The sequence below is a fragment of the Agromyces sp. NPDC057865 genome, from assembly GCF_042796995.1.
GTDB lineage: Bacteria > Actinomycetota > Actinomycetes > Actinomycetales > Microbacteriaceae > Agromyces.
The window spans coordinates 878,690-901,428 of sequence record NZ_JBHVMJ010000003.1; the positions used below are offsets into that span (position 1 = coordinate 878,690).

20 protein-coding genes are annotated in these 22,739 nt (G+C 72.2%); 15 read left to right on the forward strand and 5 right to left on the reverse strand.

Annotated elements, in window-relative coordinates; translation table 11 throughout:
- Positions 1 to 134 precede the first annotated feature (134 nt).
- From ACFVN5_RS17005 to ACFVN5_RS17040, 8 genes are all read left to right on the forward strand, one after another.
- Entirely contained in the window at positions 135 to 1,649 is a 1,515-nt protein-coding gene (locus ACFVN5_RS17005; RefSeq protein ID WP_376956533.1) for an ABC transporter ATP-binding protein, read from the forward strand.
- The gene (locus ACFVN5_RS17010) at positions 1,646 to 3,025 is read left to right on the forward strand and encodes an ABC transporter permease (protein ID WP_376956535.1); all 1,380 of its coding nucleotides are present in this window, start codon (positions 1,646 to 1,648) and stop codon (positions 3,023 to 3,025) included. The genes ACFVN5_RS17005 and ACFVN5_RS17010 overlap by 4 nt, the downstream gene beginning before the upstream one ends.
- Entirely contained in the window at positions 3,022 to 4,335 is a 1,314-nt protein-coding gene (locus tag ACFVN5_RS17015; protein WP_376956537.1) for an ABC transporter permease, read from the forward strand. The genes ACFVN5_RS17010 and ACFVN5_RS17015 overlap by 4 nt, the downstream gene beginning before the upstream one ends.
- A gap of 62 nt (positions 4,336 to 4,397) precedes the next feature.
- Positions 4,398 to 4,817 (forward strand): cytidine deaminase, encoded by a 420-nt coding sequence (locus ACFVN5_RS17020; protein WP_376956539.1) that lies wholly within the window; start codon positions 4,398 to 4,400, stop codon positions 4,815 to 4,817.
- Positions 4,814 to 6,115 (forward strand): thymidine phosphorylase, encoded by a 1,302-nt coding sequence (locus ACFVN5_RS17025; protein ID WP_376956541.1) that lies wholly within the window; start codon positions 4,814 to 4,816, stop codon positions 6,113 to 6,115. Before ACFVN5_RS17020 ends, ACFVN5_RS17025 begins: the two co-directional genes overlap by 4 nt.
- Before the next feature lie 110 nt (positions 6,116 to 6,225).
- The gene (locus tag ACFVN5_RS17030) at positions 6,226 to 7,347 is read left to right on the forward strand and encodes an adenosine deaminase (protein WP_376956543.1); all 1,122 of its coding nucleotides are present in this window, start codon (positions 6,226 to 6,228) and stop codon (positions 7,345 to 7,347) included.
- Positions 7,348 to 7,398: 51 nt separating this feature from the next.
- Positions 7,399 to 7,875, forward strand: coding sequence for a PTS sugar transporter subunit IIA (locus ACFVN5_RS17035; RefSeq protein WP_376956545.1), 477 nt, complete (start codon positions 7,399 to 7,401; stop codon positions 7,873 to 7,875).
- Positions 7,872 to 8,156: a PTS sugar transporter subunit IIB gene (locus ACFVN5_RS17040; protein ID WP_376956547.1), complete on the forward strand. Its 285-nt coding sequence runs from the start codon at positions 7,872 to 7,874 to the stop codon at positions 8,154 to 8,156. Before ACFVN5_RS17035 ends, ACFVN5_RS17040 begins: the two co-directional genes overlap by 4 nt.
- A 94-nt stretch (positions 8,157 to 8,250) precedes the next feature.
- Here ACFVN5_RS17040 and ACFVN5_RS17045 read toward each other — a convergent pair whose 3' ends face one another.
- Positions 8,251 to 9,957, reverse strand: coding sequence for a phospho-sugar mutase (locus ACFVN5_RS17045; RefSeq protein ID WP_376956549.1), 1,707 nt, complete (start codon positions 9,955 to 9,957; stop codon positions 8,251 to 8,253).
- Between the two features lie 10 nt (positions 9,958 to 9,967).
- Positions 9,968 to 10,795 carry a purine-nucleoside phosphorylase gene (locus ACFVN5_RS17050; RefSeq protein WP_376956551.1) on the reverse strand — a complete coding sequence of 276 codons (828 nt, stop codon included), beginning with the start codon at positions 10,793 to 10,795 and terminating at the stop codon, positions 9,968 to 9,970.
- Between the two features lie 84 nt (positions 10,796 to 10,879).
- On the opposite strand from ACFVN5_RS17050, the gene ACFVN5_RS17055 reads away from it, so the two are divergent.
- The 3 genes from ACFVN5_RS17055 to ACFVN5_RS17065 all read left to right on the forward strand — a co-directional run bounded on the left by ACFVN5_RS17055 (position 10,880) and on the right by ACFVN5_RS17065 (position 15,038).
- Complete coding sequence (locus ACFVN5_RS17055; RefSeq protein ID WP_376956553.1) at positions 10,880 to 12,310, forward strand: NAD(P)H-quinone dehydrogenase; 1,431 nt, start codon at positions 10,880 to 10,882, stop codon at positions 12,308 to 12,310.
- 46 nt (positions 12,311 to 12,356) lie between these two features.
- On the forward strand, positions 12,357 to 13,871 hold the full coding sequence (locus ACFVN5_RS17060) for an APC family permease (protein WP_376956555.1): 1,515 nt from the start codon (positions 12,357 to 12,359) through the stop codon (positions 13,869 to 13,871).
- 270 nt (positions 13,872 to 14,141) lie between these two features.
- Complete coding sequence (locus tag ACFVN5_RS17065) at positions 14,142 to 15,038, forward strand: endonuclease domain-containing protein (RefSeq protein ID WP_376956557.1); 897 nt, start codon at positions 14,142 to 14,144, stop codon at positions 15,036 to 15,038.
- A gap of 239 nt (positions 15,039 to 15,277) precedes the next feature.
- Here ACFVN5_RS17065 and ACFVN5_RS17070 read toward each other — a convergent pair whose 3' ends face one another.
- Together ACFVN5_RS17070 and ACFVN5_RS17075 are read right to left on the reverse strand one after the other, a co-directional pair.
- Positions 15,278 to 17,056 carry an acetyl/propionyl/methylcrotonyl-CoA carboxylase subunit alpha gene (locus ACFVN5_RS17070; protein ID WP_376956559.1) on the reverse strand — a complete coding sequence of 593 codons (1,779 nt, stop codon included), beginning with the start codon at positions 17,054 to 17,056 and terminating at the stop codon, positions 15,278 to 15,280.
- Between the two features lie 90 nt (positions 17,057 to 17,146).
- The gene (locus ACFVN5_RS17075; protein WP_376956561.1) at positions 17,147 to 17,785 is read right to left on the reverse strand and encodes a Maf family protein; all 639 of its coding nucleotides are present in this window, start codon (positions 17,783 to 17,785) and stop codon (positions 17,147 to 17,149) included.
- A 151-nt stretch (positions 17,786 to 17,936) separates the two neighbouring features.
- On the opposite strand from ACFVN5_RS17075, the gene ACFVN5_RS17080 reads away from it, so the two are divergent.
- Genes ACFVN5_RS17080 through ACFVN5_RS17095 form a run of 4 tightly spaced genes read left to right on the forward strand, consistent with a single transcriptional unit; the run spans position 17,937 to position 22,124 of the window.
- Entirely contained in the window at positions 17,937 to 19,184 is a 1,248-nt protein-coding gene (locus tag ACFVN5_RS17080; protein ID WP_376956563.1) for a class I SAM-dependent RNA methyltransferase, read from the forward strand.
- Positions 19,185 to 19,205: 21 nt separating this feature from the next.
- Complete coding sequence (locus ACFVN5_RS17085) at positions 19,206 to 19,892, forward strand: response regulator (protein ID WP_376956564.1); 687 nt, start codon at positions 19,206 to 19,208, stop codon at positions 19,890 to 19,892.
- Positions 19,879 to 21,120, forward strand: a complete 1,242-nt coding sequence (locus tag ACFVN5_RS17090) for a sensor histidine kinase (RefSeq protein WP_376956566.1) — start codon at positions 19,879 to 19,881, stop codon at positions 21,118 to 21,120. The genes ACFVN5_RS17085 and ACFVN5_RS17090 overlap by 14 nt, the downstream gene beginning before the upstream one ends.
- Positions 21,117 to 22,124 carry a hypothetical protein gene (locus ACFVN5_RS17095; RefSeq protein WP_376956568.1) on the forward strand — a complete coding sequence of 336 codons (1,008 nt, stop codon included), beginning with the start codon at positions 21,117 to 21,119 and terminating at the stop codon, positions 22,122 to 22,124. Before ACFVN5_RS17090 ends, ACFVN5_RS17095 begins: the two co-directional genes overlap by 4 nt.
- 355 nt (positions 22,125 to 22,479) lie before the next feature.
- On the opposite strand, the gene ACFVN5_RS17100 is transcribed toward ACFVN5_RS17095, so the two are convergent.
- Positions 22,480 to 22,737, reverse strand: a complete 258-nt coding sequence (locus tag ACFVN5_RS17100; RefSeq protein WP_376956570.1) for an acyl-CoA carboxylase epsilon subunit — start codon at positions 22,735 to 22,737, stop codon at positions 22,480 to 22,482.
- Positions 22,738 to 22,739 lie beyond the last annotated feature (2 nt).

The window sequence follows — 22,739 nt, forward strand, 5'->3', positions numbered from 1 at the left end:
CAGCCGGCCTCCCCGATCGGCGTTCCGACGCCCTCCAGAGCACCTCGCGCAACATCTGCGCACGCGGCATCCGACCGCTTCAACATTCGTGCAGCATCACCAACGGATGCAGCCATCTCACTAGGATCGGGGACATGAAGCTCGAACTTCGCGGCATCACGAAGCGATTCGGCAGCTTGGTCGCCAACGACCACATCGACCTCACCGTGGAGGCCGGAGAGATCCACGCCCTCCTCGGCGAGAACGGTGCAGGCAAGTCGACGCTCATGAACGTGCTCTACGGCCTCTACCAGGCCGACGAGGGCGAGGTGCTCCTCGACGACGAGGTGCAGCACTTCGCGGGCCCAGGCGACGCGATGGCCGCCGGCATCGGCATGGTGCACCAGCACTTCATGCTCATCCCCGTGTTCACGGTCGCCGAGAACGTCATGCTCGGCCACGAGTCCACCCGCGCGGGCGGGCTCCTCGACCTGCCCACGGCGCGCGCGAAGGTGCGCGAGATCTCGGAACGGTTCGGGTTCGACGTCGACCCCGACGCGCTCGTCGACGACCTGCCCGTGGGCGTGCAGCAGCGCGTCGAGATCATCAAGGCGCTCTCACGCGACGCTCGCGTGCTCGTGTTCGACGAGCCGACCGCCGTGCTGACCCCGCAGGAGACCGACGAGCTGATGGCGATCATGCGCCAGCTGAAGGAGACCGGCACGTCGATCGTCTTCATCACGCACAAGCTGCGCGAGGTCCGCGAGGTCGCCGACCGCATCACGGTCGTGCGACTTGGCAAGGTGGTCGGCGAGGCGTCGCCCACCGCGACGAACGCCGAGCTCGCCTCGCTCATGGTCGGGCGCGCGGTCGAGCTCACCGTGCGGAAGGAGGAGGCGAAGCTCGGCGAGCCGGCCCTCCAGGTCGAGCACCTCAAGGTCATCGACCACATCGGCCAGCTCGTCGTCAACGACGTGAGCTTCGAGGTGCGCGGCGGCGAGATCCTCGCCGTCGCCGGTGTCCAGGGCAACGGGCAGACCGAGCTCACCGAGGCGCTCCTCGGCCTGCAGCCGCGCGTCGAGGGCTCGATCAGGCTCGACGGCGTCGAGCTCGCCTCGGCCGGCGTCAAGAAGATCCTCGACTCGGGCGTCGGCTTCGTGCCCGAGGACCGCACGGAGGACGGCCTGGTCGGCGAGTTCACGATCGCCGAGAACCTCATGCTCGACCGCAGCGGCGGCGCGCCGTTCGTGCGGGCCGGCAACATCCAGCGCGGCGCGCTGGCCGACTTCGCCCGCGACAAGGTCGAGGAGTTCGACGTCCGCACCCAGGGCATCGACTCGAAGGTGCGCCAGCTCTCGGGCGGTAACCAGCAGAAGGTGGTGCTCGCGCGCGAGCTGAGCCGCGACCTGCGCCTCCTCGTCGCCGCGCAGCCCACGCGCGGCGTCGACGTCGGGTCGATCGAGTTCATCCACAAGCGCATCGTCGAGACGCGCGACTCGGGCGTGCCCGTCGTCGTCGTGTCCACCGAGCTCGACGAGGTCGTCGCGCTCGCCGACCGGATCATGGTCATGTACCGCGGCCGCATCGTCGGGATCGTCCCCGGCGACACCCCGCGCGACGTGCTCGGCCTCATGATGGCCGGCGAACAACCCGAAGGAGCGGCCGCATGAGCGACCCCCAGAACCCCGAGGCCGCGCGGCCGACCGGTGCCCCCGGCGACCTCGACGCCGACGTCGCCATCGAGGAGCCCGACGCCGTCTCGCCCGAGCAGCAGGCCGCCGCCGACGACGCCCAGACGACCGCCGGCGGCCCCGGCACAGCCGCCGCCGACGTCCCGCCGCCGTCGCGCTGGCACACGATGCTCCACCAGATCGCGACCGGCAACGCGATCATCTCGGTCCTGGCGGTGGTCCTCGCGCTGCTCGTCGGCGCCATCATGATCGCATTCACCGACGAGCGCGTCCAGGAGACGGCCGGGTACTTCTTCGCCCGCCCGACCGACATGCTGCGCGCGATCTGGGATTCCGTCGCCGGCGCGTACACGGCGCTGTTCCAGGGCGCGATCTACAACTTCCGCCGCGACACGTTCCTCGCCGGCATCCGGCCGCTCACCGAGACCCTGACGTTCGCGACCCCGCTCATCGCCGGTGGCCTCGGCGTCGCCCTCGCCTTCCGCGTCGGCATGTTCAACATCGGTGGCCGCGGCCAGATGCTCATCGCGGCATCCGTCGCCGGCTGGATCGGCTTCGGCTTCGACCTGCCGTGGGGCCTGCACATGCTCGTGGCCCTCATCGGCGGTCTCGTCGGCGGCGCGCTCTGGGCCGGCATCGCGGGCCTGCTGAAGGCACGCACGGGAGCCCACGAGGTGATCGTCACGATCATGCTCAACTACGTCGCGTTCTACCTGGTGTCGTGGATGCTGCGCACCCCCGGCCTCCTCCAGGCGCCGGGCTCGTCGAACCCGAAGACGCCGGCGATGAAGGACACCGCGATCTTCCCGGCGCTGCTCGGCCCGCAGTTCAACCTGCACTTCGGGTTCGTCCTGGTGGTCATCGCCACGGTCGTGGTCTGGTGGATCCTCAGCCGCTCGAGCCTCGGCTTCCGGTTCCGCGCCGTCGGTGAGAACCCGAACGCCGCGCGGGTCGCCGGCATCAACGTCCGCAACATGTACGTGTACGCGATGCTCATCTCGGGCGCACTGCTCGGCCTCGCGGGCGTCAGCCAGGTGCTCGGCACCGTCACCACGGGCTTCACCGCGGGCATCGACGCCGGCATCGGCTTCGACGCGATCACCGTGGCGCTGCTGGGCCGCTCGACGCCGTGGGGCACCTTCATCGCGGGCCTCCTGTTCGGGGCGTTCAAGGCCGGCGGCTTCTCGATGCAGGCGGCCGAGGGCGTGCCCATCGAGATCGTCCTGGTCGTGCAGTCCCTCATCGTGCTCTTCATCGCGGCGCCGCCGCTCGTCCGCACGATCTTCCGCCTCCCCGACCCGGCCTCGCGACGCAGAGCCGTTCCGAACGTCTCCCAGGAGGTGAACGTCAAGTGACCACCGCCGTTCAGCACAACGCCCCGGCCCCGGTGGCCGAGCCGCTCGACACGACCGTCGTCACGAGCTGGAAGGCGCCGATCGCGTTCGCGATCTTCACGCTGCTCGCGCTCGCGCTCGCGGTCTTCGCACCGCGCGACGGCAACACGACCTTCCGCCTCTCGACGCCGGCCGACGCGATCCAGCTGCCCGAGATCACGGTCCCGTCGATGCCCGCGCTGTGGATCACGATCGTGCTGCTCGCGCTCGCGACCGCGTACTCGGCGATGCTCGTCGCGACGAAGCGCAAGGTGCCGCTCTGGCTCGTCGTGGTGTTCGCGATCCTCTTCATGTTCGGCTTCCTCACCTGGGCCGCCTCGGGCGCCGCCATCCCCGTGATCGGCCTGTTGTTCGGGTCGCTGAGCCTCGCGGTGCCGCTCATCTACGGTTCGCTCACGGGCGTGATCGGCGAGCGCGTCGGGGTCATCAACATCGCGATCGAGGGCCAGCTGCTCGCCGGCGCCTTCACCGCGGCCGTCGTCGCGTCCCTCGTGTCGTCCTCGACCGGTCAGCCCTGGCTCGGCCTGATCGCCGGCACCGTCGGCGCGATGGTCGCGGGCGTGCTCGTGGCCATGGTGCTCGCGTCGTTCGCGATCAAGTACTTCGTCGACCAGGTCATCGTCGGTGTGGTCCTCAACGTGCTCGTCGTCGGCCTCACGAGCTTCTTCTTCTCGCAGGTGCTCACGCCGAACTCGGCCGTGCTCAACACGCCGCCGCGGTTCGAGCGCCTGCCCATCCCGCTGCTCAGCGACATCCCGATCATCGGGCCGGTCTTCTTCCGCCAGACCATCGTCGTGTACCTCATGTACATCGCGGTCGCGCTGGTCTACGTCGGGCTGTTCCACACCCGGTGGGGCCTCCGGCTCCGCGCGGTGGGCGAGCACCCGCAGGCCGCCGACACGGTCGGCATCAAGGTGAACCGCACCCGGTTCTGGAACGTGGCGCTCGCGGGCGCGATCGCGGGCCTCGGCGGCACGTTCTTCACGATCGGGTCGGGCATCGCCTTCAACAAGGAGATGACCGCGGGCGCGGGCTTCATCGCGCTCGCCGCCGTCATCTTCGGCCAGTGGGATCCGATCAAGGCGACCCTCGCGGCGCTGCTGTTCGGCTTCGCGTCGAACCTGCAGAACACGCTCTCGGTCATCGGATCGCCCGTGCCGAGCGAGTTCATGCTCATGCTGCCGTACGTCGTCACGATCTTCGCCGTGGCCGGCCTGGTCGGCAAGGTGCGGGGGCCCGCCGCGGCCGGCAAGCCGTACATCAAGTCCTGAGCGGATGCCGCGGCGCCGCGGCATCCGTCAGTGGAACCGAACCCATCCTTGAGGGGAGCACCATGACCGCAACGGATGCGATCGACTGGGAGTCGCTGCGCGAGCGCGCTCGCGAGGCGATGGCGAAGGCGTACGTGCCGTACTCCGAGTTCCCGGTCGGCGCGGCGGCGATCGTCGACGACGGCCGCGTCGTGAGTGGATGCAACGTGGAGAACGCGTCGTACGGCGTCACCCTGTGCGCGGAGTGCTCGCTCGTCTCCGCGCTCGTGATGTCGGGCGGCGGCAAGCTCGTCGCGTTCACGTGCGTCGACGGCCACGGCGCCACCCTGATGCCGTGCGGCCGCTGCCGCCAGCTGCTGTACGAGCACTCGGCCGAGGGCATGCTGCTCGAGACCGTCTCCGGCGTGAAGACCATCGACGAGGTGCTGCCCGACGCGTTCGGCCCGCGCCAGCTCGCCGAGTTCAAGGGGGCGGGCGCATGAGCGCGGTGGAGGCGTTCGACGCCGTCGACCTGATCCGGGCCAAGCGCGACGGACGCGAGCTCTCGACCGCGCAGATCGACTGGCTCATCGACGCGTACACGCGCGGCTACGTCGCCGACGAGCAGATGTCGGCGCTGACCATGGCGATCTTCCTGAACGGCATGGCGCGCCGCGAGATCCGCGACATGACCATGGCGATGCTGGCGTCGGGCGAGCGCCTGGACTTCTCGGGCCTCGGCAAGCCGACGACCGACAAGCACTCGACCGGCGGCGTCGGCGACAAGATCACGCTGCCGCTCATGCCGCTCGTGGCCACGTTCGGAGTGGCGGTGCCGCAGCTGTCGGGCCGCGGGCTCGGCCACACCGGCGGCACGCTCGACAAGCTCGAGTCCATCCCCGGCTGGCGCGCCGACCTCACGAACGAGGAGATCTTCGACCAGCTCCGCGACGTCGGCGGCGTCATCTGCGCGGCGGGCGCCGGCCTCGCCCCGGCCGACAAGAAGCTCTACGCACTGCGCGACATCACCGGCACCGTCGAGGCGATCCCGCTCATCGCGTCGTCGATCATGTCGAAGAAGATCGCCGAGGGCACGGGCGCGCTCGTGCTCGACGTGAAGTTCGGCTCCGGCGCGTTCCTGCAGGACATCGAGCGCTCGCGGGAGCTCGCCCGTACGATGGTCGAGCTCGGCGAGGACGCCGGCGTCGCGACCTCCGCCCTCATCACGAACATGAACGTGCCGCTCGGCCTCACCATCGGCAACGCGAACGAGGTGCGCGAGTCGGTCGAGGTGCTCGCCGGCGGCGGGCCCGCCGACGTGCGCGAGCTCACCATCGCGCTCGCCCGCGAGATGCTCACCCTGGCCGGAGTGCACGACGCCGACGTGGAGGCCGCGCTCGACGACGGCCGCGCCATGGACACCTGGAAGCGGGCGATCCGCGCCCAGGGCGGCGATCCCGAGGCACCGCTGCCGGTGGCGCGCGAGCAGCACGTCGTCACGGCCGACCGGGACGGCGTGCTCGTGGAGCAGGAGGCCCTGCCGTTCGGCATCGCCGCCTGGCGCCTCGGCGCAGGCCGTGCGCGCAAGGAGGACCCGGTGCACCACGCGGCCGGGATCGACCTGCACGCGAAGCCCGGCGACGCGGTGCGGGCCGGGCAGCCGCTGTTCACGTTGTTCGCCGACGAGCCCGCACGCTTCGCGCGTGCGCTCGAGGCGGTCGAGGGGGCGTACCGCATCGGCGACGAGGGCGAGGCCGTCGAGGACGGCGGACCGCTCATCGCCGACCGCATCGGGCGCTGACACGTCGGGCCCGCCGTAGCGCAACGGCGGGGCGCCGGGCCCCGAAGAGGGCTCGGCGACGCTTCGAGATTGCCGAGACTTCGCGTGAGCCGCACCGCTATCGTTGTCACGTGAACACGATTCCGACGGAGTACCGCCTCGAGGGCGACGGCACGAGCATCCAGTCGCTGCCGAAGATCTCGCTGCACGACCACCTCGACGGCGGGCTGCGTCCGCAGTCCCTGATCGAGCTCGCCGACGAGATCGGACTCGAGGTCCCGGCGCCCGACGCCGAGGCCCTGGGCACGTGGTTCACCGACCAGGCGAACGCCGGGTCGCTCGTCGAGTACCTGAAGACGTTCGACCTCACGACCGCGGTCATGCAGACCCGCACCGGGCTGCAGCGCGTCGCACGCGAGTTCGTGCAGGACCTCGCGGCCGACGGCGTGATCTACGGCGAGATCCGGTGGGCGCCCGAGCAGCACCTCGAGCGGGGCCTGAGCCTCGACGAGGCGGTCGAGGCGGTGCAGTCCGGCATCGAGGAGGGCATCGACGACGTGCGGCACCAGGGGCGGTTCATCCGCGCCGGCCAGCTCGTCACCGCGATGCGACACGCCGACCGCGGGCTCGAGATCGCGGAGCTCGCCGTGCGGCACCGCGAGCGCGGCGTCGTCGGCTTCGACATCGCGGGCGCCGAGGCCGGGTTCCTCCCGAGTCGCCACCGCACGGCGTTCGACTACCTCGCCTCCCAGTTCTTCCCCGTCACGGTGCACGCGGGCGAGGCCGACGGCCTCGACTCCATCCGCAGCGCCCTGTTCGACGGCCGCGCCCTGCGCCTCGGGCACGGCGTGCGCATCGCCGAGGACCTCGCGATCGAGCGCCAGGACGACGAGAACACGTACGTGTCGCTCGGCCCGATCGCGCAGTGGGTGCGCGACCGCGAGATCGCACTCGAGACGAGCCCGTCGTCGAACCTGCAGACCGGCGCGATCGCCGCGTGGGGCGACGAGCTCGTCGACCACCCGTTCGACCTGCTCTACCAGCTCGGCTTCCGCGTGACGGTCAACACCGACAACCGCCTGCAGAGCGGCACGTCGCTCACGCGCGAGCTCTCGCTGCTCGCCGACGCGTTCGGCTACGACCTCGACGACTTCGAGACGTTCCAGCTGAACGCGGCGGCATCCGCGTTCCTCCCGCTCGACGACCGCGAGGAGCTGGCCGAGCGCATCCAGGACGGCTTCGACGAAGCCTGACCGGCGCTCCACGCGGCCTCCCCGGCTCGTCGCGCCTCCGATCGGACCCCCATGACCTCCATCCCCCCGCTTCCCGACACGGCCGTCGTGCTCGGCGCGCGCGTCGACGACTGGCGCGCCGCGGTGCGCGAGGCCGGCCGCGCCCTCACCCGCTCGGGCGCGACGCGCTCGGAGTACGCCGACCGCATGATCGGCGTGATCGAGGAGTTCGGCGCCTACGTCGTCATCGCGCCCGGCCTCGCGCTCGCGCACGCGCGTCCGGGCTCCGACGTGCGTCGCGAGGGACTCGCGGTCGTGACGCTGGCCGACGCGGTGCCGTTCGGGCACCCGCACAACGACCCGGTGCGCGTCGTGATCGGCCTCGCCGTCTCGAACGCCGAGGACCACGTGGCATCCGTCGCCCAACTCGCGAACGCGTTCAACGACACCGGCATCGTCGGCCGCCTGGCGCGGGCCACGACCGCCGGCGAGGTGCGCGGCCTGCTCGGCGTCGACGCGGCGCCGGCCGAGACGGGCGCCGGCGCATGAGGATCGTCGCCGTCTGCGGCGTCGGCGTCGGCACGTCGGCGATCCTGAAGACCAACGCCGAGCGCGCGCTCGACCGCCTGGGGCTCAGCGCCGACGTCTCGGCGAGCGGGCTGTCCGACATCGCGGCGGCCGCCGCCGACGCGCAGGTGATCCTCACGTCCACCGAGCTCGCCGACGAGGTGCGACGGGCGGTCGGCCGCAGCTACGCCGAGATCGTCGAGGTCGTGAACTACTTCGACGTCGAGGAGATCGGCGAGAAGCTCGAGGCGTCGATCGGCTGACGCCGACCGCATACTCCGGGCCTCGACCCTCGGACGCCGGGCGCCGCCGCCGGGCGCCGGGCGTCCGTTCCGCCCGAGGCCCGACCCGCCCGGCTCAGGCCGTGAGCTCCCGCATGCCCGCCTCGAGCGCGGCGACGGCGGCGGATGCCGCGGCGCGCCGCTCCGCGACCGAGCCCTCCGTCCCGACGGCGTCGATGTAGACCTTGAGCTTCGGCTCGGTGCCGCTCGGCCGCACCATGACGCGCGCGCCGCCCTCGAGGACGATGCGCAGCACGTCGGACGGCGGCAGCGCGCCGAACCCGTCGGCGAGGTCTTCGATGCGCTCCACCCGGATGCCGCCCACGGACGACGGCGGTTCGGCCCGGAGGCGCGACATGATGGCGCCGATGCGCGACAGGTCGGTCACCCGGATCGACACCTGCGACGAGTCGAAGCATCCGAACCGCTCGACGAACTCGTCGAGGTGGTCGGCGACGGTGCGTCCCTCGGCCTTGAGGGCGGCGGCGAGCGAGAGGAACGCGACCGCGGCCGAGATGCCGTCCTTGTCCCGCACCGTCTCGGGGTTCACGAGGTAGCCGAGCGCCTCCTCGAAGCCGAACACGAGGTTCGTCGCGCGGGAGATCCACTTGAAGCCGGTGAGCGTCGCCTCGAAGTCGAGGTCGTAGGCGTTCGCGACGGCCTCGAGCCCGGGCGACGAGACGATCGAGCACGCCAGCGTGCCGTCGGGGCCGGCGTCGCCCGAGACGTCGGCGGCCCGCCGGGCGGCCTGCCATCCGAGCAGCAGGCCGACCTCGTTGCCCGAGAGGCGGCGGTAGCCGTCGGCCGCTGACGCGTCGGGGATCGCGATCGCGAGGCGGTCGGCGTCGGGGTCGTTCGCGATGATGAGCTCGGCCCCGACCTCGCGGGCCTCGGCGAAGCTGAGATCCATCGCGCCGGGTTCCTCGGGGTTCGGGAACGCGACGGTCGGGAAGGCCGGGTCGGGGGAGATCTGCGCCGAGACGATGGTCGGCGCGTCGAAGCCCGCGACGGCGAGGACGCGGGCCGCGGTCTCCCAGCCGACGCCGTGCATGGCCGTGTAGACCACCCGCGGCTGCGCGGCGGGCGCGTCGGCGACGAGGGCCGTCTGCCGCACGTACTCGTCGGCGACCTCCTCGGACGCGGTCTCGAACTCGCCGCGCGGGAGGTCGGGCACGGTGGTGGTCGCGGCGACGTGGTGGATCGCCGCGGCGATCTCGGCGTCGGCGGGCGACACGATCTGCGAGCCGCCGTGCTCGCCGCCGAGGTACACCTTGTAGCCGTTGTCGTTCGGCGGGTTGTGCGACGCGGTGACCATGACCCCGGCCGTGGCGTCGAGGTGGCGCACGGCGAACGCGAGCACGGGCGTCGGCAGCAGCTGCGGCAGGAGCACGGCGCGCACGCCGGCCCCCGCCATGATCTCGGCCGAGTCGCGGGCGAACACGGCGGAGTTCTTGCGACCGTCGTAGCCGATCACGACCGAGGGAGTGTCGCCGGGACGTGCGCGCTCGAGGAGGTAGGCCGCGAGGCCGGCCGCGGCCTGCGATACCAGCACGCGGTTCATGCGGTTGGGGCCTGCGGCGATCTCGCCGCGGAGCCCGGCGGTGCCGAACGCGAGGCGGGTGTCGAACCGGTCCGCGAGCTGCTCGGCGGCCGCGGCATCCCCGGACTTCGCGCCGTCGACGAGGGCGGCGAGCTCGGCCCGGGTCTCGGGGTCGGGGTCCTGGGCGAGCCAGGCCTCGGCGAGGGCGAGACGTTCGGCTCCGGCGGCGTTCGTCTGCGACATCCGATGCCCCCTAGAGCTCGGCGACGATGTCGGCGAGCAGCTTCGAGATCACGGGCTCGGCGGCTCGGCCGGCCTCGATGACCTCCTCGTGGCTCAGCGGCGTGAGCTGGATGCCGGCCGCGAGGTTCGTGATGAGCGACATCCCGAGGATCTCCATGCCGGCCTGCCGGGCGGCGATCGCCTCGAGCGCGGTGGACATGCCGACGATGTGGCCGCCGATGGTCTTGGCCATCTGCACCTCGGCCGGCGTCTCGTAGTGCGGGCCGCGGAACTGCACGTAGACGCCCTCGTCGATGCCGGGGGAGACCGAGCGGGCCAGGTTGCGCAGGCGCCGCGAGTACAGGTCGGTGAGGTCGATGAACGTCGCGCCCTCGAGCGGCGAGTCGCCCGTGAGGTTGATGTGGTCGCTGATGAGCACGGGCGTGCCTGGCGTCCAGTGGTGCTTGATGCCGCCGGCGCCGTTCGTGAGGATCATCGTCTTCGCACCGGTCGCGGCCGCGGTGCGCACCGAGTGCACGACGCGTCGCACGCCGTGGCCCTCGTAGTAGTGCGTGCGCGCGCCGATGACGAGCGCATGCTTGCCGTTCGGCAGCGCGATCGAGCGCAGCGTGCCGACGTGCCCCTCGAGCGCGGGCTTGGAGAAGCCAGGCACCTCGGTGGCGGGGATGGTGTGGGTGGTCTCGCCGATGAGCTCAGCGGCGCGGCCCCAGCCGCTGCCGAGCGTGAGCGCCACGTCGTGGTGCTCCACCCCGGTGAGTTCCGCGATCCGCGCGGCCGCCTCTGCGGCGATGGCGAAGGGGTCGGCGTTGGGATCGTCGAGCGGGTTGGTCTCCTGCATCCCACCACTCTAATGAGGGGGCGGATGCCGCGTCAGGCCGTGCTCGATTGCTGCGATTTCGCGCGCTACGACAGAATGATGAGCATGGCCTACGAGTTCGAGCGCACGCAACGGATCGCCGTCCTCGGAGGAGGGCCGGGCGGCTACGAGGCCGCACTGGCCGGCGCGAGGCTCGGGGCGGAGGTCACGCTCATCGAGCGCGCCGGCGTCGGCGGCTCGGCGGTGCTCACCGACGTGGTCCCGTCGAAGTCGCTCATCGCGACCGCCGAGGCGTCGAACGCGGTGAAGGAGGCCGCCGATCTCGGCGTGCAGTTCTACGCCAAGGGCTCGGGCGACAAGGCCGTGAAGCCGAGCGTGGCGATCAACCTCCAGGCGGTGAACAAGCGGCTGCTCGGCCTCGCCGCGCAGCAGTCCGAGGACATGCGGGCGAACCTGCTCGACGCGGGCGTCAACCTCGTGCAGGGCGAGGGACGCCTCGACGGGCCGAACGCCATCATCGTCGCGACCGCCAAGGCCGGCACCGACTTCGACCGCATCGAGGCCGACACGCTCGTCATCTCGGTCGGCGCGACCCCGCGCGTCCTGCCGACCGCGGTCCCCGATGGCGAGCGCATCCTGAACTGGAAGCAGCTCTACGACCTGCCCGAGATCCCCGAGCACCTCATCGTGGTCGGCTCCGGCGTCACGGGCGCCGAGTTCGCGTCGGCGTACCGGGCTCTCGGCGCGAAGGTGACGCTCATCTCCAGCCGCGACCAGGTGCTGCCCGGCGAGGACGCCGACGCCGCAGCCGTGATCGAGAAGGTCTTCAAGCGCAACGGCATGAAGGTCCTGAACAAGTCGCGAGCCGAGTCCGTCGTGCGCGACGGCGACTCGGTGGTCGCCACGCTGACCGACGGGCGCGAGGTGCGCGGCAGCCACTGCCTCATGGCGGTCGGCGCGGTGCCGAACACGTCCGACATCGGGCTCGAGGAGGCGGGGGTCCAGCTCAGCGAGAGCGGTCACATCCGCGTGAACCGCGTGGCGCGCACGTCGATGCCGAACATCTACGCGGCAGGCGACTGCACGACGTTCCCGCCGCTCGCGTCCGTCGCCTCGATGCAGGGACGCACCGCGATCTTCCACGCCATGGGTGACATCGTCGACCCGCCCGAGGAGCGCAACATCACCTCGAACATCTTCACGCAGCCCGAGATCGCGACGGTCGGGTGGACCCAGAAGGCCATCGAGGAGGGCATCGTGCCCGGTGTCGTCTACAAGCTGCCGCTCGCCTCCAACCCGCGCGCGAAGATGATGGGCATCCGCGACGGGTTCGTGAAGCTCTTCGCGTCGAGCGGATCGGGCGCCCTCATCGGCGGCGTCATCGTCGCGCCGAAGGCGTCGGAGCTGGTCCTACCGCTCGCGCTCGCCGTCGAGCACCGCCTCACGGTCGACCAGTTCGCCGAGGCGTTCCCGGTCTATCCGTCGCTGACCGGGTCGCTGACGGATGCCGCGAGGGCCATGCACGTCGTACGCTGAGACGACGCGGCGTCGCGGGGGTCGACGCCCGACCTCAGGGGGAGCGATGAACTGGCGCGTGAAATCCGTCGAGGCGTCGATCGCGGACTCTGGCGACGAGGAACGCAGCCTCCGCCGCTCGCTCGGCACGTGGGACCTCGCCCTCATGGGCATCGCCGTGGCCGTCGGCGCGGGCATCTTCTCGGTCGGCGCGCAGGCCGCGGCGAACTTCGCGGGCCCGAGCGTGATCGTCTCGTTCGTCCTCGCAGCCGTCACGTGCGGCCTCGCGATCATGTGCTACGCCGAGTTCGCCTCGACGGTCCCGGTGGCGGGCAGCGCGTACACCTTCACCTACGCGACCATGGGCGAGCTCCTCGCGTGGATCATCGGCTGGGACCTCATCCTCGAGATGTTCACGGGCGCGGCGGTGCTCGCGAAGTACTGGGGCGTCTACCTCGGCGAGGCGCTGCTCGCCTTCGGCATCCCGTTCCCGGCCACGATCGAGATCGGCGGCCTGCAGGTGAGCTGGCCGGCCTTCCTCATCGTCGCGCTGTTCACGGCGCTGCTCGTGGCGGGCACGAAGCTCACGTCGCGGGTGGGCGCGGTGTTCACGATCATCAAGGTCCTGATCGTCGTCTTCGTGATCGTCGTCGGCTTCTTCTTCATCAACGCCGCGAACTTCACGCCGTTCATCCCCGAGGCCGTGCCGACCGAGGGCGGGGCATCGGATGCCTGGACGCAGTCGCTGTTCGCCTGGCTGACCGGCGCCGCTCCCGCGCAGTACGGCATCTTCGGCATGCTGTCGGCCGCGTCGCTCGTGTTCTTCGCCTTCATCGGCTTCGACGTCGTGGCGACGAGCGCCGAGGAGGTCCGCGAGCCGCAGAAGCGCCTGCCGCGCGGCATCTTCCTCGGGCTCGCGATCGTCACCGTCCTCTACGTGCTCGTCTCGATCGTGATGACCGGCATGGTGTCGTACACGCAGCTCGCCGCGGAGGAGACGCCGTCGCTCGCCACGGCCTTCCGGCTCGTCGGGCAGGACTGGGCGTCGGCGGTCATCTCGCTCGGCGCGATCGCCGGCCTGACGACCGTCATCATGGTGCTGTTGCTCGGGCTCTCGCGCATCGTGTTCGCCCTCAGCCGCGACGGGCTGCTGCCGCGCTGGCTGTCGAAGACGACCGAGCACACCAAGACGCCGGCGCGCATCCAGATCATCGGCGGCACCGTGATCGCGCTCGTGGCGGCGTTCACCGACGTGGGACTCCTCGAGGAGATGATCAACATCGGCACGCTCTCGGCCTTCGTGCTCGTGAGCCTCGGCATCGTCGTGCTGCGCCGCACGCGGCCCGACCTCCCGCGCGGGTTCCGCGTGCCGTGGTCACCCGTGCTGCCGATCCTCTCCGCCGCGCTGTGCGTCTGGCTCATGTTGAACCTCACGACCCTCACGTGGGTGCGGTTCCTCGTGTGGCTCGCGATCGGCGTCGTGATCTACCTGCTCTACGGCCGGCGCCGCTCCCGGGTCGCGGGCGAGATGGTCAGCGAGGTCGAGCTGCCGTCGCCGCAGGGGGCGCCGCCGATCGGGTGACCCCGCCGGCCCCGCCCCCCGCGCGGCCGGCCCCGCTGGCCCCGCCCGCCGCTCCGGCGCAGCACCACCCACTTCCGTTTCTCAGGAGATCCACGGGCGTGAAGCCTCGTCGGTCGGCGTGTCGTCCTGAGAAGCGTTGGGTCCGGCGGGGTGCGTCCTGAGAAACGCTGTCGGGTCGAGTCGTCCTCAACAGCGGTGCGGCACGGATGCTCCGCCCACACGTTCCGCGGCCTCGGTCGGTCGCGTCGGGGCTCGGGGCAGGCTCGCGGCGTGCCCGACGTGCCCGACGTTTCCGACCTGCTCGCCCGACTCGGTGGGATCGCCACCCGCGACCAGCTCATCGCGGGTGGGATCCGCGGCGCCGAGATCTCCGTCGCCGTGGCTGCCGGACGGGCGCGACGGATCCGCCGGGCCCACTACGGATCGCCCGGCGCACCCGCCGCCGGCATCTCGGCGGTCCGGATCGGCGGACGGCTGGGCTGTGTCAGCGCGGCGGCGACGCTCGGGATCTGGACGAACGACGACGGCCGCGTGCACGTGTCATTGCCGGCGAATGCAGCGAGGCTGCGGACGAACCGGGCGCTCGTGGCCAGTGCCGAGCCGCTCTCCTCGGATCGCCAGCTCCTCGAGGTCGAACTTCACTGGGTCGATGTCCCGGTCGGCGCCCGGGGTCCGGGGGAGTCGGCCTGGCGGGTGCCCGTGCCTCGCGCACTCGCGCAGATCGCGGCGTGTCGGCCGCGCCTCGAGGTGCGCGCGGCGTTCGAATCCGCCGTCAACGCGCGCCTTCTCTCACTCGTCGACGCGCAACGCCTGCTCGACGACGCAGCGCCGCGGCGCCTCGGTCCGCTGACGCTGAACGGCCTCGACGGATCCGGTGCGGAGACCTACCTCGCCGACGAGTTCCGTCGGCTCGGCATCGCATTCGCGCAGCAGGTGCCGTTCGCCCGCGTCGGGTTCGTCGACTTCCTGGTCGAAGGATGCCTCGTCGTGGAGGTCGACGGCTTCGGATTCCACTCCGGTCGCGCCGAGTTCCGCCGCGACCGCGCGCGTGATCGCGTCATGCTGCGCAACGGCTTCCCGACGCTCAGGATCCCCGCGGACGAAGTGCTGGCAGACGCGCCGGGTGCGGCGCTCGAGGTCGTGGCGTTGGCGGCGCTGCGCCGCTGAGGAGCCGATCGGGCCCGCAGCATCCGCACCGCCCACTCGTCGTTCGACCGACCCGCCCCCTGCGGCCGAGTCGCCGTTCTCAGGACGACGCCGGCGCTGCGCACCTGAATCAGGAGAATACGGGGCCTTCACGGCGCGATCGACCGAATACTCCTGAGAAGAGCGGATGGCGGCGCGAGCGCGAGCGCGGGCGTGGGCGCGGCCGCGAGCCCGGGCACGTCCAGTCGTGCCGGCGCGGGTCAGCTCGGGTCGTTGATCGCGAGCAGCAGGTGCCCGCTCGACACCGTGGTGCCCGCCTCGGCGTTGATGAGGCCGATGACGCCGTCCTTGTGGGCGACGATCGGCTGCTCCATCTTCATGGCCTCGAGCACGAGCACGAGGTCGCCCTTGACGACCTTGTCGCCCTCGGCGACGGCGACCTTCACAACGGTCGCCTGCATGGGCGCCTTCACGGCGTCGCCGGCCACGGTGTCCACGGCGTGCGAGACGTTGCGCCGGCGCGGGGCGGGGCCCGCGGTCGCAGTGCCGGCCGACGCCGAGCCGCCGAGGAGCTTCTTCGGCAGGGTCACCTCGATGCGGCGGCCGCCGACCTCGACGACCACGTCGGTGCGCGCGGCCGGACCGGCCGACTCGGCGAGCTCGCCCGACCACGGCTCGAGCTGGTTGTCGTACTCGGTCTCGATCCAGCGCGTGTAGACCGAGAACGGCTGGTCGCCCTCAGGCGCGAACGCGGGGTTGCGCACGATGTCTCGGTGGAACGGCAGCACCGTGGGGAGGCCGGCGACCTCGAACTCGTCGAGGGCGCGGCGGGCGCGCTCGAGCGCGTCCTTGCGGGTGGCGCCGGTCACGATGAGCTTCGCGAGCAGCGAGTCGAACGCGCCCGAGATCTCGTCGCCGCTGGTGACGCCGGAGTCGATGCGGACGCCGGGGCCGCCGGGGAAGCGCAGCTGGTGCACGGGGCCGGGCGCGGGGAGGAAGTTGCGGCCCGGGTCTTCGCCGTTGATGCGGAACTCGATCGAGTGGCCGGTCGTCACGGGATCGGGGTAGTCGAGCACGCCGCCCTCGGCGAGGCGGAACTGCTCGCGCACGAGGTCGAGGCCGGTGACCTCCTCGGACACGGGGTGCTCCACCTGCAGGCGGGTGTTCACCTCGAGGAACGAGATCGTGCCGTCCTGGCCGACGAGGAACTCGCAGGTGCCGGCGCCGACGTAGCCGACCTCCTTGAGGATGGCCTTCGACGCCTCGTACAGCAGGCGGTTCTGCTCCTCGGTGAGGAACGGCGCGGGCGCCTCCTCGACGAGCTTCTGGTGGCGACGCTGCAGCGAGCAGTCGCGCGTCGAGACGACGACGACGTTGCCGTGCTCGTCGGCGAGGCACTGGGTCTCGACGTGGCGGGGCTTGTCGAGGTACTTCTCGACGAAGCACTCGCCGCGGCCGAACGCGGCGACCGCCTCGCGGGTGGCCGACTCGAAGAGCTCGGGCACCTCCTCGCGCGTGCGGGCGACCTTGAGGCCGCGGCCGCCGCCGCCGAAGGCGGCCTTGATCGCCACGGGCAGGCCGTGCACGTCGACGAACTCGAGCACCTCCGCGGCATCCGCCACCGGGTTGAGCGTGCCCGGCGCGAGCGGGGCGCCGACCTTCTCGGCGACGTGGCGGGCCGAGACCTTGTCGCCGAGGCGCTCGATGGCCTCGGGCGACGGGCCGATCCAGATGAGGCCGGCGTCGATGACAGCGCGGGCGAAGTCGGGGTTCTCGGCGAGGAAGCCGTAGCCGGGGTGAACCGCGTCGGCGCCGGAGCGGCGGGCGACCGAGAGGAGCTTGTCGATCACGAGGTACGTCTCGGCGCTCGTCGTGCCGTCGAGCGCGTAGGCCTCGTCGGCGAGCTTCGCGTGACGCGCGTCGCGGTCCTGGTCGGCGTACACGGCGACCGAGCCGATGCCGGCGTCACGGGCGGCGCGGATGACGCGGACGGCGATCTCTCCACGGTTGGCGATGAGGACCTTGGTGATACGCGGCATAATCCTCAAGCCTATTGGGCCGCCTCCGCTCGCCTTTGGATTGCTTCCACAAAAAAGGCCGATGACCCTTGCGGGCGTCGACAATGGTCGTCAGCGGCGATTCCAAAGCGACGGCCAGTCCGCGCCGAGCTCCCGCACCAGGTCGCGCAGCGTCGAGAGCGACAGTCCGACGACCGTCGACGGGTCGCCCTCCACGCGCCGGATGAACGGCCCGCCGAGGCTGTCGATGGTGAACGCGCCCGCGACGAGCAGCGGCTCGCCCGTGGCGATGTAGGCGTCGATCTCGGCCTCGTCGAGCGCCGCGAAGCGGACGGTCGCGACATCCGCCCGCCCGACGGCTCCGTTGGCCCGCCCGCCGCGGTGGTCGATGAGCCAGTGGCCCGACCACAGGTCGCCGTGGCTGCCGTTCTGCGAGAGCCAGCGCTCGCGGGCGACCTCGGGCAGGTGCGGCTTGCCGTGGATGGCACCCCCCGTGAGGAACGCCGAGTCGCCTCCGAGGATGAGGCCGTCGATCGGCTCGCCCTCGTGCTCGCGCCCGACGACGGCCTCGGCCTTCAGCCGGGCGAGCAGCTGCACCATCTCGGGCGCCTCGAGCGGGCCGGATGCCGCCTCCGCCGCCGCGACGGCCGCTGACTCGTCGACGCCGGGCGCGATCGCGATCGGCTCGATGCCGGCGGCCCGGAGCGTCTGGAGCCGGGCGGGCGACGTCGAGGCGAGGTAGAGGCGCATGTCCCCATCCTGCCGCGCCCGGTGCGCGCTGTGGAATGCTCGGAGCATGGCCGAGTCCCGTCGCCCCCGCCGTCCGAGCCCCCGAGCCCGGGGCGCTCGGCGACCCGCCCCCTCCTCGGCCGCGCCGACCGCGCCGCCCACCGACGGTCCCGTGGTCGAGCTCGACGTCGAGCGGGTGGCGCACGGCGGCGTCTTCGTCGCCCATCACGAGGGCCGCGTCGTGTTCGTGCCCGACGCGATCCCGGGCGAGCGGGTGCGGGCGCGCATCACCGACCGCCGCCACGACCGCTTCTGGCGCGCCGAGACGCTCGAGGTGCTCGACGCGTCGCCCGACCGGCAGGAGCACGTCTGGGCGGAGGCCTCCGTCGAGCGCCCGCCCGAGCGGCGCGCCGGGGGAGCGGAGTTCGGCCACATCCGCATCGACCGCCAGCGCGCGCTCAAGGCCGAGGTGCTCGGCGACGCCCTCCGCCGCTTCGGCGGCGTCGAGCACGACGTCGACGTGCGGGAGATCGACCCGGCGCTCGCGCCCGGCGTGTCCGCCGACGGCACCGGCTGGCGCACCCGCGTGCGGCTGCAGGTCGCCGAGGACGGCGAGGTCGGCCCGTACGCCGCACGCAGCCACACGGTCGTGCCCGTGGCATCCGTGCCCCTGGCCGTCGCGTCGCTGGGCGAGCTCGCGCCGCTGTCGTCGCGCTTTCCGGGCGCACGCGCCGTCGACCTCGTCGCGCCGAGCGTCGGCGAGCCGGCCCTCGTGGTCCTCGACGCCGAGCGGATGCCCCGGAGCGGCCCGCGCCCGACGATCACCGAGCGGGTCGGCGACCGCACGTTCGTCCTCGATCGCGACGGGTTCTGGCAGGTGCACCGCGGCGCGGCGGCCACGCTCACACGGGCCGTGCAGGACGCCGTCGATCCGGCGCTGTTCGACCCCCGGGCGGCGAACCTCGACCTCTACGGCGGCGTCGGACTGCTCGCGGCGGCCGTGGGCGACCGCTTCGGCGACGCGGTGCGCATCACGACGGTCGAGGCCGACACGCGGGCCACCGAGCACGCCGGCGCGAACCTCGCGGAGTGGGTGGGCTCGCGGGCGGTTACCGCGCGCGTCGACCGCTTCCTCGAGGACCTCGCGGATGCCGCGACCGCCGCCGAGCTCGCACGACTCAGGGACGCGACCGTCGTGCTCGACCCGCCGCGCTCGGGGGCGGGTCGCGCCGTCGTCGACCGCCTCGCGGAGCTGCGGCCGCGCCAGCTCGTCTACGTCGCCTGCGACCCGGTCGCGCTCGCCCGCGACGTCGGGCTGCTGCGGGAGCGCGGGTACGAGCTCGACGAGGTGGTCGCGTTCGACCTCTTCCCGAACACGCATCACGTCGAAGCCGTCGCGAGGCTGACCGCTATCGTGTGAATGTCGGGAAAGGGGGACGGCGTGACGGATGCACCGAAGCTCGACACGGCCGCCACGGTCGCCATCGTCGACGACCACGAGGCGGTGCGCCTCGGACTCCGCGCGGCCTGCCGCGACGCCGGCTACGAGGTGGTGGCCGAGACCTCGAACGTGCCCGAGCTGCTCGCGGCGCTCGACGGGCACTCCTGCGACGTGGTCGTGCTCGACCTCTCGCTCGGCGACGGCTCGTCCGTCACCGAGAACGTGCGCGCGGTGCTCCAGACCGGCAGCGCCGTGCTCGTGCACAGCATCGCCGACCGCGTCGCCGCGGTGCGCGAGGCGCTCGCCGCGGGAGCCGCGGGCGTCATCCCGAAGGCCTCGCCCATGTCGACCGTGATCTCGGCGATCGCCACCGTCGCGCGCGGCGAGGTGCTCAACAACGTGGAGTGGGCGAGCGCGATCGAGGCCGACCGCGACTTCGCCAAGGCGCAGCTCGGGCGGCGCGAGCGCGACGTGCTGCACCTCTACGCGTCGGGGCTGCCGCTGAAGCTCGTGGCGATGCAGCTCGGCATCGCGCACTCCACCGCGCGCGAGTACCTCGACCGCATCCGCGCGAAGTACGTCGAGGTCGGACGCCCCGCGCCCACGAAGGTCGACCTGCTGCGCCGCGCGGTCGAGGACGGCATCCTGCCGGGCCTCGACGTCGAAGGCGGGGATGCCCGCCGCTGAGTGGCGGGTCGCGCGACTCGCGACGCGCCGTCGGACCGCGGTCACCAGGGCGCAGGTCGAGACGATCTCGGGCCGTGCGCTCGGCCTCTTCGGCCTGGTGTTCGGCGCGCAGACCGTGCCGATGGCGCTCGAGCAGTCGGCCGCGCTCATCGAGGGCGCGGGCGCCGCGCTCATGGCGGTGCTCTACGGGTCGCTCGTCGCGGTCGCCGCCGCGTCGATCGCGAAGCTCGCCGTGCGCGGTGCGGCCTTCGCGTTCGCCGCCCTGTACGTGCTCGCCCTGGTCGCCTGGCCGTTCCTCGTGGCCGATCCCGCTGCCCTCGCCGGCCAGACGCCGTGGCTCTACTACATCTGCACGGTCGCCACGACGGCCGCCGTGGTCGCCCTGCCGGCTCCGGTCGCGACGGTCTACACGCTCGTCGTGCCGATGATCTACGGCGTCATCCGGCTGCTGCCGGCGGGCGGCGAGGCGGACCCGCTCCTCGCGGTGCTCGACGCGATGTACGCGATCATCCTGGGCGTCGTGGTGCTCATCATCGTGGTCATGCTGCGCCAGGCCGCGGAGTCCGTCGACACGGCGCAGGAGGCGGCGCTCCAGCGGTACGACCTCGCCGCGCGCCAGCACGCGACCGAGAACGAGCGCGTGAAGGTCGACGCGCTCGTGCACGACAGCGTGCTCACCACCCTGCTGTCGGCGGCGGCCGCCGACTCGCCCGAGGAGCAGGACCTCGCCGCGCGGATGGCCCGCGATGCGGTGAAACGGCTGGACGAGGCGGGCGCCGCAGGGCCGCGCGCGCTCGACCGCGTGGGGCTGCCCGTGCTCGTGCGTCGACTGCGCGCCGCGCTCACGACGTTCTCGGCGCCGTTCGCGGTGCGCGTCGTCAACGCCGGCGGGGTCGAGCTTCCCGTCGAGGCGGTGGAGGCGCTCTATTCCGCGACGGTCCAGGCGATGGTGAACAGCATGCAGCACGCCGACGAGCCCGGGCGCAGCACGCGGCGCGAGCTGCGCATCCGCGGGGTGCGCCTCGGGGGCGCCGTCATCGAGGTGGCCGACAACGGCGCCGGCTTCGAGCGCGGCGAGGTGCCCGACGAGCGCCTCGGCCTGCGGGTCTCCATCGAGGAGCGCATGGCGAACGCCGGGGGTGCGGCGGAGATCGCCTCCCGCCCGGGCCAGGGGACGCTCGTCACGGTGTCGTGGCCGGCCGATGACGACGAGGCGGACGACGCATGATCACCGTCCCCCGCTGGCTGCTGCTCGTGCTCGGAGCGATGTTCTCGGCGTACCACGTGATCCTCGGCATCTACTCGCTCAACGTGCCGGCCTCGCCGTGGCCCGCCATCGTCGCCCTCGTGCTGTACTCGGTGGCGACCATCGCGAGCCTGTGGCCTGTGCAGCGGATCCGGATGCCCGACTGGCTCGCCGCGTTCGACCTGGCGGTCTGCATCGTGCTGCCGCTGCTCGTCACGAGCCAGCTCGACGCGAACGCGCAGAACGGTTACGCCACCTGGTACGTCGCGGCCGTCGGCACCCTGATGACGATCGCCGCGGCGCGCCGGCAGCTCGCGGCGGCCTGGCTCGGCGTCATCGCACTCGCCGTGCAGAGCGTCGTCTGGGACGGCGTGCTCTCGCTCGGCACGCTCGGCGTCATCGGCAGCATCGTGTGGGTGGGGATCGCGCACATGCTGACCGCGGCGCTCACGACCGCGGCTCGCGAGACCCGCCGCTATGCGCAGGCCGAGCGCGAGGCCGCCGCCTGGCAGGCCGCCCAGGACGCGCACCTGTTCGAGGGCCGCATGCGCCTCGCGCAGACGAACCGCATCGCGGCGCCCATGCTCCGCCGCATCGGCGACCGCGAGGGACGCCTCACCGACGACCAGCGGCGCGAATGCCGCATGCTCGAGGCCGCGATCCGCGACGAGATCCGCGGTCGGATGCTGCTGACCGACGCCGTCCGCGCCGAGGTGCAGCGGGCGCGCGAGCGCGGCACGGTCGTGACCCTGCTCGACGAGGGCGGCATCGACGACCTCGACGAGCCGACGCGCGACCGCGTGCTCTCGCGTCTCGCGGAGGCCGTCGCGGGCTCGAGCGCCGATCGCATCATCGCGCGCACGGCGGCGGAGGGGTCGGCCGTGGCGGTCACCGTCGTGGGCCTGCGCGAGCCCGAGGGCGTCCTGCCGTCGGACAGCACCGACGACCTCGAGGTCGAGTTCTGGCTGGAGATCCCGCGCACCTGAGTCGCGCACGCACTCGATCGGCGCGCACACGGTGGATCGGTCCCGGACATGAAGGTGGGGGCCGGTCAGCGACCGGCCCCCATCAAGCCCGAGCCACGGCGACAACCCGAATATCGCCCTGACTCGCCCCCAACGGTCACCGGTTACCCGACCGGTGACGGTGGCGACTCCACAGGGGAGCCTGCGAGAACAATACTGGCGCACTCCGGGCGGATCGCAAAGTCATCATTTGTGAGGACACGGCGACGTTCGGGGGACACGCGAGGGGCTCGGCGCCCTCGTTCGCCCGGAATTCAGCTGATGCAGCGGGTACACCGTCCCCCGACGCATCTCGCGAAACGGGGGACATCCGGATTCAGGCGCGGGGGCGCGCCCAGTTGCCGGTTCCGACGGTGAGCGGCGCGCGCATCGCACCGCTCGATCGGACCCAGCGATCGCGCCCGGTTTCCTCCGCGGCCGCTTCCGGGACGCCCTCGTCGAGAGCCGCCAGGAGGACCGCGGTGACGGCGGCGGCCTCCTCGTCGGTCACGTCGCGCGTGACGAAGCGGAGGGCCGCGGCGCGCTCGTCGCCCTCGGCTGCGCCGGCGCCGCCGGCCGTGTAGTCGTCGACCATGG

Bases quoted from the DNA above. Each gene is read 5' to 3' on its own strand.
- ACFVN5_RS17005 (WP_376956533.1), top strand. From the start codon at position 135: ATGAAGCTCGAACTTCGCGGCATCACGAAGCGATTCGGCAGCTTGGTC.
- ACFVN5_RS17010 (WP_376956535.1), top strand. From the start codon at position 1,646: ATGAGCGACCCCCAGAACCCCGAGGCCGCGCGGCCGACCGGTGCCCCC.
- ACFVN5_RS17020 (WP_376956539.1), top strand. From the start codon at position 4,398: ATGACCGCAACGGATGCGATCGACTGGGAGTCGCTGCGCGAGCGCGCT.
- ACFVN5_RS17025 (WP_376956541.1), top strand. From the start codon at position 4,814: ATGAGCGCGGTGGAGGCGTTCGACGCCGTCGACCTGATCCGGGCCAAG.
- ACFVN5_RS17035 (WP_376956545.1), top strand. From the start codon at position 7,399: ATGACCTCCATCCCCCCGCTTCCCGACACGGCCGTCGTGCTCGGCGCG.
- ACFVN5_RS17040 (WP_376956547.1), top strand. From the start codon at position 7,872: ATGAGGATCGTCGCCGTCTGCGGCGTCGGCGTCGGCACGTCGGCGATC.
- ACFVN5_RS17045 (WP_376956549.1), bottom strand. From the start codon at position 9,957: ATGTCGCAGACGAACGCCGCCGGAGCCGAACGTCTCGCCCTCGCCGAG.
- ACFVN5_RS17050 (WP_376956551.1), bottom strand. From the start codon at position 10,795: ATGCAGGAGACCAACCCGCTCGACGATCCCAACGCCGACCCCTTCGCC.
- ACFVN5_RS17055 (WP_376956553.1), top strand. From the start codon at position 10,880: ATGGCCTACGAGTTCGAGCGCACGCAACGGATCGCCGTCCTCGGAGGA.
- ACFVN5_RS17060 (WP_376956555.1), top strand. From the start codon at position 12,357: ATGAACTGGCGCGTGAAATCCGTCGAGGCGTCGATCGCGGACTCTGGC.
- ACFVN5_RS17070 (WP_376956559.1), bottom strand. From the start codon at position 17,056: ATGCCGCGTATCACCAAGGTCCTCATCGCCAACCGTGGAGAGATCGCC.
- ACFVN5_RS17075 (WP_376956561.1), bottom strand. From the start codon at position 17,785: ATGCGCCTCTACCTCGCCTCGACGTCGCCCGCCCGGCTCCAGACGCTC.
- ACFVN5_RS17090 (WP_376956566.1), top strand. From the start codon at position 19,879: ATGCCCGCCGCTGAGTGGCGGGTCGCGCGACTCGCGACGCGCCGTCGG.
- ACFVN5_RS17095 (WP_376956568.1), top strand. From the start codon at position 21,117: ATGATCACCGTCCCCCGCTGGCTGCTGCTCGTGCTCGGAGCGATGTTC.
- ACFVN5_RS17100 (WP_376956570.1), bottom strand. From the start codon at position 22,737: ATGGTCGACGACTACACGGCCGGCGGCGCCGGCGCAGCCGAGGGCGAC.